General features: G+C 45.7%; 8 protein-coding genes. 6 read left to right on the top strand and 2 right to left on the bottom strand.

Going from position 1 to position 9,897, the window contains the following annotated elements; translation table 11 throughout:
- Positions 1–297: 297 nt before the first annotated feature.
- Together Q0241_RS22505 and Q0241_RS22500 are read left to right on the top strand one after the other, a co-directional pair.
- The gene (locus Q0241_RS22505; protein ID WP_299381689.1) at positions 298–1,425 is read left to right on the top strand and encodes an iron ABC transporter permease; all 1,128 of its coding nucleotides are present in this window, start codon (positions 298–300) and stop codon (positions 1,423–1,425) included.
- On the top strand, positions 1,422–2,195 hold the full coding sequence (locus tag Q0241_RS22500) for an ABC transporter ATP-binding protein (protein ID WP_299381686.1): 774 nt from the start codon (positions 1,422–1,424) through the stop codon (positions 2,193–2,195). Before Q0241_RS22505 ends, Q0241_RS22500 begins: the two co-directional genes overlap by 4 nt.
- A gap of 62 nt (positions 2,196–2,257) precedes the next feature.
- On the opposite strand, the gene Q0241_RS22495 is transcribed toward Q0241_RS22500, so the two are convergent.
- Positions 2,258–2,782, bottom strand: a complete 525-nt coding sequence (locus Q0241_RS22495; RefSeq protein ID WP_299381683.1) for a hypothetical protein — start codon at positions 2,780–2,782, stop codon at positions 2,258–2,260.
- A gap of 379 nt (positions 2,783–3,161) precedes the next feature.
- Between Q0241_RS22495 and Q0241_RS22490 the strand changes: the two genes are divergently transcribed.
- On the top strand, positions 3,162–4,667 hold the full coding sequence (locus Q0241_RS22490; RefSeq protein WP_299381680.1) for an aldehyde dehydrogenase family protein: 1,506 nt from the start codon (positions 3,162–3,164) through the stop codon (positions 4,665–4,667).
- Between the two features lie 95 nt (positions 4,668–4,762).
- Here Q0241_RS22490 and Q0241_RS22485 read toward each other — a convergent pair whose 3' ends face one another.
- On the bottom strand, positions 4,763–5,506 hold the full coding sequence (locus Q0241_RS22485; protein WP_299381677.1) for a TetR/AcrR family transcriptional regulator: 744 nt from the start codon (positions 5,504–5,506) through the stop codon (positions 4,763–4,765).
- Positions 5,507–5,771: 265 nt separating this feature from the next.
- Here Q0241_RS22485 and Q0241_RS22480 point away from each other — a divergent pair, with 265 nt between their 5' ends.
- The 3 genes from Q0241_RS22480 to Q0241_RS22470 form a co-directional block, all read left to right on the top strand.
- Positions 5,772–8,114, top strand: a complete 2,343-nt coding sequence (locus tag Q0241_RS22480) for an MMPL family transporter (protein WP_299381674.1) — start codon at positions 5,772–5,774, stop codon at positions 8,112–8,114.
- Positions 8,115–8,132: 18 nt separating this feature from the next.
- Positions 8,133–8,954: an outer membrane lipoprotein-sorting protein gene (locus Q0241_RS22475; RefSeq protein ID WP_299381671.1), complete on the top strand. Its 822-nt coding sequence runs from the start codon at positions 8,133–8,135 to the stop codon at positions 8,952–8,954.
- A gap of 12 nt (positions 8,955–8,966) precedes the next feature.
- A partial coding sequence (locus tag Q0241_RS22470) for a hypothetical protein (protein ID WP_299381668.1) occupies positions 8,967–9,897 on the top strand: 931 nt, incomplete at its 3' end.

Raw genomic sequence — 9,897 nt, 5'->3', positions numbered from 1 at the left:
TATCATTTCGTGGCGTTACAAACATTCGCTAAATGGTTTTATCCCGAGAAATTTGCGGACCTCGATCCGGAAGCGACCTTTGTCGAGTTACACGACAAGTTTCTCCCGATTGACTATAGCGGTGTGTTCTGGGGCTCATTACCTGCAACACAGTAACACCTGAAATGAAGCCCGCGAGATTTGTGATACGCCCTTTCACTTTTCTCGTGGGCCATTTTCTTTTTTTGGGGCGGGGATATTTTTCTCTGCTCCTTATTCCGTTTTTATTTCCAAGTATGTGACGCAGAAAGATCAGATATGTCCTTAAGTACGGATAAGGTTGTGGGTACGGATCACCCCGAAGGGGATGGACAAGTTAGCGCCGTTCCAAATAATTCAGGCTCTACGCTTGCTCAGATGGGGTATCGCCGTCAGCTTAAACATCGGTATTTGATCCTGTTGGGTGTGACCCTTTTACTCTTCGCCAGCTTTATCTTTGACGTGGCTAACGGGCCGGGGAACTTTCCACTTTCTGTTGTTTTTGAAACGCTACTGGATCCTCAGGCACATGGGATCAAGCTAGAGGTTATTATCTGGGATTATCGTTTGCCGATTGCCATTATCGCGGTATTGGTCGGTGCTATTCTTGCGCTGGCTGGTGCACAGATGCAAACGGTCTTGAACAACCCCTTGGCTGAACCCTTTACACTTGGGGTGTCATCTGCTGCTTCCTTTGGTGCTGCCCTAGCGATTGTTGTCGGGTGGAGTATTGTTCCTAATCTCGGGCCATTACTGGTAACCTTTAATGCCTTCGTTTTTGCTTTGATGACCTGCATCTTCATTCTGGTTGCGACCCGAATTAAAGGGGTGGGGACCGAGACGATGATTCTATTCGGGATTGCCATCTTTTTTGCCTTTAATGCCGCGCTTGCGATGATGCAGTACATGGCATCCGAAGATGAGCTTGCCCGGATTGTATTTTGGATGATGGGATCTTTATCTCGTGCCAGTTGGGAAAAGATATCTTTGGGCGCGATTTTGTTATGCTTTGCGCTGCCATATAGCTTTTATCGAACTTGGCAGCTAACTGCTTTGCGTATGGGGGATGACACGGCAATCAGTCTTGGAATTGATGTCGCCCGATTACGGGTTGAAATGTTGATCGTGATCTCTCTGCTTGCAGCAACGGCAGTTGCCTTTGTCGGTACGGTGGGTTTTGTCGGTTTGGTTGGCCCCCATATTGCGCGCCTGATTGTTGGCGAAGATCAACGTTTCTTTATACCTTTATCTGCCCTTGTTGGCGCGCTGACACTTTCTCTCACATCTATCATAAGCAAAATGATTACTCCGGGGATCATTTATCCGATCGGTATTATTACGGCCCTGATCGGGGTTCCTGTCTTCATCTCTCTTATTCTCAGCACCCGAAAGGAACGGTTATCATGACACTTGAGATCTCGGAACTTTGTGCCGGTTATGGTCGTAAACAGATCCTAAAAGATGTTTCTGTTTCAACTGTTCACGGTGGCGAATTTGTTGGCCTTATTGGTCCAAATGCATCGGGCAAATCAACGTTGTTCAAATCAATCGCCGGGGCTGTGAAATCAACGGGTGGAACAATTACGCTTGATGGGCGGGATTTAAGGCACGCTAGCCGGGGACAGCGGTCCAAAGTGGTGGCTTATATGCCGCAATCTTATGGATGTAACGCTGTTTTAACGGTGTTCGAATGTGTGTTACTTGCCTTGAAACAGACGACAGGATGGCGGGTGAAAGACAGTGATCTTCAACAGGTTTCTTCAGTACTGCAAGCCTTGGGGCTATCGCATCTTGCTGATCGAGGTATTTCAAAGCTAAGTGGTGGTCAGGCCCAAATGGTATCTGTGGCCCAGACACTGGTCAGAGAACCTCGGTTGGTGCTTTTGGATGAACCGACTTCTGCGCTGGACCTACATCATCAGCTTTCTATTCTCTCGACCATCCGCAGCTTTATGCAGGACAAGCATATGATCGTTGTTGCGGCGCTTCATGATTTGAATTTGGCCGCCCAGTTTTGTGACAGGCTGGTTCTTATTAAAGAGGGGGAAGTTCTGGCAGACGGTAAGCCAGCCGATGTACTATCGCTAAATGCGATTGATGATACCTATCGGGTGAGAACTAGCTTGGAACGGACCAGCCGTGATACCCTTTATGTCGATGCCCGTTTGTCTGCGTAAGAACGTTATGATGGGTTGATTTTCAACGCAAGTTCTGTGAATAGGGTCTGGTTACTTTGAACCTATGTGGCCTTTGCTAGCCAGTCCATAGCTTCTTGTTTGGTTTTAAAAGCTTGAAAGGTGTGCTCGGGCGCGAGGGCTTGCATTGCTTTAATTAAAAAGTTGAACGCAATATGACGAGAAATAAAGGCGGTGCGAACGGGCGGCGCTTTTCCTTCGAAAAAGAGGTCCCATTGTCGTCCAATTTCTTTCACCGTGTGCCAACCGACATCGCCTTTATGAAATCTGAGATCAATTAGATTGTTATATTTGTCTAAGTGGTTGATGTTTTGCCAAATCTCAAGAACTTCACGGACAAGCTGATCGTGATGTAACGCGCCTATATATACCATGTGTCTGATGTGGTTTTCCCGATCCAGATAGCATTCTACCCTGGGCGGTTTGGGGTCGGGGGAATTGTCTGAACTGTAAAAAAGCGGTGTTGCGTATTTTAGCTCAATTTCTTTCGCCTTGAGCGAACGAACGGACGCGTCAGGATCGTTCGTCAAAGGCGTGGAATTCTCGGGTTTTTTTCCTGAAATCGTCAAGTCGACACTCGCAAAGGTTTTACAGAAAATCTGTTGTGTTGTGTGTTTGGAAAGAAGGGAAGGGAGGATTTTGTAATTGCTAATTAAGTAAGAAGTATCCTGTCACAACCTATACAAAAAAACTAATTAAAAAAATGATATTTATATCTAGGGTAGAATTTTTACCCAAATATATTTGATACTAAATCATATAGATAGAGTGATATTGCCCCTGAATTATCTCTGAATTGACCTTGTAGCAACTTACTTCATGAGTTTTTGTTATGGGGTTAGGATTATTCCTCTATTGCGTCACTACAGGATATGATTAATTTAATATTTTAGAAAATATACAATTTTATCATTGAGCTTTAAAGCTATTTATGTGCCGGAGACCGTTATGAGTTATACAGATATTCTAGAGCGTTTGGGATTAACAAAGGAAATGACGTCCGGTGGTACCTTATGCATTACCTCACCGATTGATGGTTCTGAAATCGGCATGATCCCGGAAACCCCCGCCGATAAGGTTGATGGTGTTATTTCTGCCTCTAAAGCAGCTTTCAAAGCTTGGCGACAGGTGCCTGCACCAAGACGTGGAGAGTTGGTCCGATTACTTGGTGAAGAACTGAGGACATCCAAAGAAGATCTTGGACGATTGGTCACCCTTGAATGTGGGAAAATCTACGAAGAAGGTTTGGGCGAAGTTCAAGAGATGATTGATATCTGTGACTTTGCAGTGGGTCTTTCGCGTCAACTTTATGGCCTGACAATTGCGTCAGAAAGACCAGGGCACCATATGCGCGAAACCTGGCACCCCGAAGGTGTGTGCGGCGTGATTTCCGCCTTTAACTTCCCGGTTGCTGTTTGGTCTTGGAATACGGCCCTAGCCCTTGTTTGTGGAAATTCTGTTATTTGGAAACCATCAGAAAAAACGCCTTTGACTGCTTTGGCCTGTCAAAAGATTTTTGAACGCGCTGTCGCTCGGTTTGGTGATGATGCGCCGAAAGACTTGCACCATGTTATTGTTGGTGGTCGCGACGTGGGTGATGTTCTTGTAGCAAGTAAAGACGTTCCAATCGTTTCTGCCACTGGCAGTACGGCTATGGGGCGTCAGGTTGGGCCAAAAGTTGCCGCACGTTTCGGTCGTTCTATTCTAGAACTCGGCGGTAATAATGCGATGATTGTATCACCTAGTGCCGATCTGGATATGGCTGTGCGCGCTATTCTGTTTTCCGCTGTGGGAACGGCGGGACAGCGTTGTACGAGCCTGCGCCGTTTGATCGTTCACAAAGATATTTATGATCAACTTATTCCCCGTGTTATTGCTGCCTATGAAACAGTCAATGTCGGTGATCCTTTGGCGCAAGGTACCTTGGTTGGTCCATTGGTTGATCAGGGATCATTTGATAACATGCAGGGTGCCTTGGCTGCCGCCAAAAAATCCGGTGGTGTTGTTCATGGTGGGGGACGTGAACTGGAAGATACTTTCCCCAATGGTTTTTATGTACGCCCGGCCGTTGTTGAAATGCCGGAACAGAATGATGTGGTTAAAACAGAAACTTTTGCCCCTATACTTTATGCGATGAAGTATGATGATTTTGATGCGGCAATCGATATGCAGAATGATGTTCCACAAGGTCTTTCGTCCTGTGTTTTCACAACAGATGTACGCGAGGCTGAACAATTTCTTTCGGATGTTGGATCAGACTGCGGCATTGCGAATGTAAATATCGGCCCAAGTGGCGCGGAAATTGGCGGTGCTTTTGGCGGCGAGAAAGAAACCGGCGGTGGCCGTGAAAGTGGTTCAGATGCTTGGAAAGCTTATATGCGTCGTCAGACGAATACAGTGAACTATTCACGGGAATTGCCACTGGCACAGGGCATTACGTTTGATATTGATTGACCAACTTATGGAATAATCAGGTAATGCTGGTTGGTTCGTCTGTATAATTTGAAAGAACAACAGGTCGCCAGTGCGCGGCCTGTTTTGTTGCGATATTAAGTCTTTACCTTCAGCCCATAGATAAAGCGTTCTACCGTACTTTCCACAATTCCATCAATTTCTTCCGGGGAAGGGGGCGGTGACCCTGTGACAAGGCAAGTGAGGTAGCGGGCACCGAAGAGCATAGAATAGAAACTCTGTGCAGCTTCGATCGGGTCATCGACATCAATTTCCCCAGCAGCAATTTTTTCTTCTAAGTAAGTCGCAAGCAACTCGCGTGAGATTTTTGGTCCCGTATTCATAAATTCTATGCCATGGGACGGATCTGTTTCTGCTTGTGAAATCAGAATTCTGAAAAGCGAAGCGCTGCCGTGATAATGCAACATATGCAGGAATTTGGTTCCCAGCTTTATGAGGCAATCTTTCAAAGGAAGATTGTGATCTGGTTTTACATCCAGTTCTTCACGCTTCAGGTCACAAAAATTGGTGATGATGTGGGCAAAGAGTTCCTCTTTTGATCCAAAGTGGCTGTACACCGTCCTTTTTGAAACCCCTGCGAGGGCAGCGATTTTATCCATACTCGCTGCTTCGAAGCCCTGGGTGATAAAAATTTCACTGGCGGCGTTTCGGATGTCATTTCTTTTCTGTTCCGAGCGGGTTAATTTTTGACCTAAAGAAGCAAAAAGGCATTGATCGCGGTCCCAAACTGATGGTTTTTGAACCGAGTCTTGATCCATTTTTATTTCTTTTTTAGAGGCTCTACGCCCCAATCCGCCTAGGATACAATTATCTTTTGTCAAATCAGACTCCAAATAAACTACACCGTGTAGTTTACATTGAATTATAAATAAGTAAACTACACCGACTAGTTTACTTCAGTGATACCCATGTTTCAAGTAAGGTAATACCGTAAGAACGTAAGATTTCCAAAGCAAAGCTGCTTTTTTATTGGATTTATTTTGGATTCAGTAAAATGAATGTGGTTTTTGGATGTTATTTTACGGTTTAGGATTACAAGACCATGACAGGCGCTGAAGGAAACAATATCTATTCGGAGCTTGGCAAATGAGCAATTTCATGGACCGCCTGTCAGTCAATTATGCAAAAGGCATAATCCGCTGGCGCTGGCTCGTCCTCCTGATCACAATTCTAGCGACACTAGGTGTTGCATCGGGTGGACGTTTTCTTTCCTTTACAAGTGATTACCGCGTCTTTTTCGGCGACGATAACCCCCAATTGAATGCATTCGAAAGTTTGCAGGATGTTTATACAAAAACAGATAATATTCTTTTTGTCCTCAAGCCAAATAACGGCAAAGTCTTTACACCACAATGGTTGGAAGTCGTTCAGGATTTAACCGAAGAATCCTGGCAAATTCCTTATTCTATACGTGTGGATTCCATTACCAATTTTCAACATACAGAAGCCGTCGAGGATGACCTGACCGTTGCTGATTTGGTTGAAGAAACGGGTGGACTTAGCCAGGCAGGTTTGGATCGGATTGAACAAATTGCCTTGAGCGAACCTGCTTTGGCAAAGCGTATTATTTCCGAAGACAGCACAACGACGGGCGTGCAAATTACCTTGCAGTTGCCCCCGGATGATGCCGTGGCACTTGATGAAGCGGTCAAGTACGCGGAAAACATGGCTGCGAATATAGAGGCGTCTAATCCTGAATTAGAAGTGGCTATCACGGGCCTTGCACCGTTAAGTAATGCATTCCCGGCAGCGTCCATGGCAGATATGAGCACGTTGACGCCTTTGATGTTCCTTGTGATCATTATCTTCCTGGTTGCTTTCTTACGTTCTTTTACGGGTACTCTGGGAACACTGCTGGTAACGATCTTCTCGACGATGGTCGCGATGGGTGCTGCGGGATATGCCGGTATTAAAATGACACCGCCATCAGCCATGGCACCAACAATTATTCTGACAATTGCGATTGCTGACTGTGTCCATATTCTGGTGACAATGTTCCATGAAATGCGACACGGTAAAGAAAAGCGGGACGCGATCGTTGAAAGTTTGCGTGTAAACATGCAGCCTGTGTTCCTGACGTCTTTGACAACGGTTATCGGTTTCTTGAGCTTGAATTTCTCAGAAGCACCACCGTTTCATGATCTTGGGAATATAGCGGCGGTTGGTGTTATCGCGGCATGGTTAATCTCTATCGCTTTCTTGCCAGCGTTCATTGCGGTGATGCCTGTTCGGGTTAAACCTGTGGTGACTGGCAAGTCATCTGTGATGGAACGTCTGGGCGAATTTGTTATCGGTCACAGAACCAAACTTCTGTTCGGTATGGGGCTGATCGTTGTCGGAACATCCTCTTTCATTTCAAAGATCGAGCTTGATGACCGTTTCATCGAATACTTCGATACCACTGTTCCTTTCCGTGTTGATAGTGACTTTACCCGCGATAACCTGACCGGGGTTTATCAGGTTGAATTTTCGATCAATGCAGAAGAGTCAGGTGGCGTTTCCAGCCCGGTTTATCTGGCACATCTGGAAGACTTCGCAAATTGGTTACGTGCCAAGCCAGAGGTTGTTCATGTGAATTCAATCACTGATATTCTGAAGCGATTGAATAAATCCATGCACGGGGATGATGATACTTGGTACAAACTGCCGGAAGAGCGTGATTTGGCAGCCCAGTATTTGTTGTTGTACGAAATGTCTTTGCCATACGGTCTGGATCTTAATAGTCAGATCAATATTGACAAGTCGGCGTCTCGTATGACCGTCACTCTGGATAATGTCTCGTCCAATGACATGCGCGCGATCGCTTTGGAATCAACACAGTGGCTGCAGAATAATGCCCCGGGTTATATGGAAGCTGATGGGTCAGGTGCTGCGGTAATGTTTGCTCACCTTGCTGATCGTAACATCAAATCCATGCTGAGCGGTACAGCGCTAGCCTTCGTCTTGATTTCACTGTCATTGGTTTTTGCCTTGCGCAGTTTGAAACTGGGTCTAATCAGTCTGATCCCGAATATGGTTCCTGCCATCATGGCCTTTGGTGTTTGGGGTCTGTTTGTTGGTCAGGTCGGATTGGCTGTGTCTGTGATTGCGGCGACATCGCTTGGTTTGATTGTGGATGCGACAGTTCACTTCCTCAGTAAGTATAATCGAGCACGGACAGAACGGGGGGAATCCTCGGCGGATGCTGTTCGTTATGGTTTCAGAACAGTTGGTAGTGCGCTTTGGATTACAACGGCTGTGTTGGTTGCTGGATTTGCAATCCTGTCTCTGTCAACATTTTCTGTGAATGCAGATATGGGCTTGTTGACAGCCATAACAATTGCCCTCGCGCTGTTCATTGATTTCCTTCTGCTGCCACCATTATTGATGCTGTTTGACGGCGAAAAGGCAACAGCCGCAAGCACAGCACCTGCTGCGCCTGCTGAATAAGAAGTTGGAGTTTTTATTATGAGTAAAAAATTACTATCGACTGTTTTCTCGCTTTCTCTTGTGGCTTTTTCTTCTGGTACAGCGCTTTCGGGCGCTGCACTGGCTGATGAAGCGGCAGATATTGCAAAGGGAACAGAGATTGCCGAAGAGTGGGACCGTCGCGATTGGGGATTTGGTGATACTGAATCCCACATGGAAATGCAGTTGGAAAACCGCCATGGTGACAAGTCTATCCGTGAAATGCGTCAAAAAACGCTGGAAGTACCCGGCAATGACGTTGGTGATAAAAGTCTGACGATTTTTGATAAGCCTCGGGATGTTAAAGGTACTGCTTTCCTCAGTTTTGCAAAGATCTTTGATCCGGATGATCAATGGATGTACTTGCCAGCTGTTAAACGTGTGAAACGTATTTCTTCCAAAAACAAATCTGGGCCGTTCTTGGGATCGGAGTTTGCGTATGAAGATCTATCTGCGCAGGAATTGAAAAAATATACCTACAAATGGTTGCGCGACGAACCGTGTGGTGAACTTCAATGTGCTGTCGTTGAACAAACGCCAACCTATGAAAATTCTGGCTATACCAAAATGATCACATGGTATGATCTGTCTGAGTATCGCCAACAGAAAATTGATTACTATGACCGTAAAGGTAAGTTGCTTAAAACGCTGACGTCGTCTGATTTTAAGCAGCATCTGGATAAGTATTGGCGCCCATATGACATGTATATGGAAAACCACCAGACAGGTAAAAAGACACGTCTCGTCTTTTCTAAAATTGAGTTCCAAAAAGGACTTGAAGATAGTGAGCTTACCAAAAATACGCTCAAACGTGTGAGATAAGAAAGTTCAGAGATGAGATCGCGTTTCATACTTTTTAAAAAAGTGAAGCTGGTCAAGTTGGCAGCCCTGGTTATTGTAACCGGGGCCGTCGCATTGGGGGCGTCAATTCTTTCTGCCGTATCAGCCAGTCAGGCTCAAGCTCAGGAACAGGCTGATGAGGAAGAAAGCGAATTTTACTGGGAATATTCTGGTGCCGCGAATTTGGATCTTAGAGTGTTTCCTGATTCCGCTTTGCACAGTGGGCAACGGGATCAGCATTTAAATCCATCTATTGCGCTTGAACCAGAATTCCTGGTGGAATGGAATGATGGTGATGATCGTATTGATTTCAAACCGTTCCTTCGACTAGATGCACAGGACAGTGAGCGCAGACATGGTGATATTCGCGAGTTGAAATATCAACATATAGGTGATGGTTGGGATTTAAAAGTCGGTGCCGATAAGGTTTTTTGGGGGGTCACGGAATCCCGTCATCTGGTCGATATTATCAATCAAACGGATGCGGTTGAAGACGTTGATGGGGAAGATAAACTTGGTCAGCCCATGGTTAATCTGGGTATCCAGAATGACTGGGGTGATTTCAATATCTTTGCCATGCCTTATTTTCGGGAACGTACTTTCCCCGGTCGTAAAGGACGGCTTAGGTCTTCGATGACCATAGACACTGATAATGCTGAATATGAATCTGATATGGAAGAATTCCATCCGGATTTTGCGCTGCGTTATTCAACTGTTCTTGGCGATTGGGATTTGGGCTTGGCTCATTTTTATGGCACCAGCCGTGAACCGCGATTTGTTGCGCGTGCTGATGGCAACGGCCAACCAAAACTGGTCCCATTCTACGATATTATTAACCAAAGCTCGATTGATGTTCAGGCTACTTTTGATGAATGGCTCTGGAAAGGTGAAGGGATTTATCGTCGGGGACAGGGGGATGACTTTG

Source organism: uncultured Kiloniella sp., assembly GCF_937128705.1.
Classification (GTDB): Bacteria; Pseudomonadota; Alphaproteobacteria; order Kiloniellales; family Kiloniellaceae; genus Kiloniella.
Note: the sequence above shows the minus strand (reverse complement) of the source record. Positions and strands in the feature narration are given on the sequence as shown.

Coding starts and splice junctions, on each gene's coding strand:
- Q0241_RS22505 (WP_299381689.1), top strand. CDS start 298: ATGTCCTTAAGTACGGATAAGGTTGTGGGTACGGATCACCCCGAAGGG.
- Q0241_RS22500 (WP_299381686.1), top strand. CDS start 1,422: ATGACACTTGAGATCTCGGAACTTTGTGCCGGTTATGGTCGTAAACAG.
- Q0241_RS22490 (WP_299381680.1), top strand. CDS start 3,162: ATGAGTTATACAGATATTCTAGAGCGTTTGGGATTAACAAAGGAAATG.
- Q0241_RS22480 (WP_299381674.1), top strand. CDS start 5,772: ATGAGCAATTTCATGGACCGCCTGTCAGTCAATTATGCAAAAGGCATA.
- Q0241_RS22475 (WP_299381671.1), top strand. CDS start 8,133: ATGAGTAAAAAATTACTATCGACTGTTTTCTCGCTTTCTCTTGTGGCT.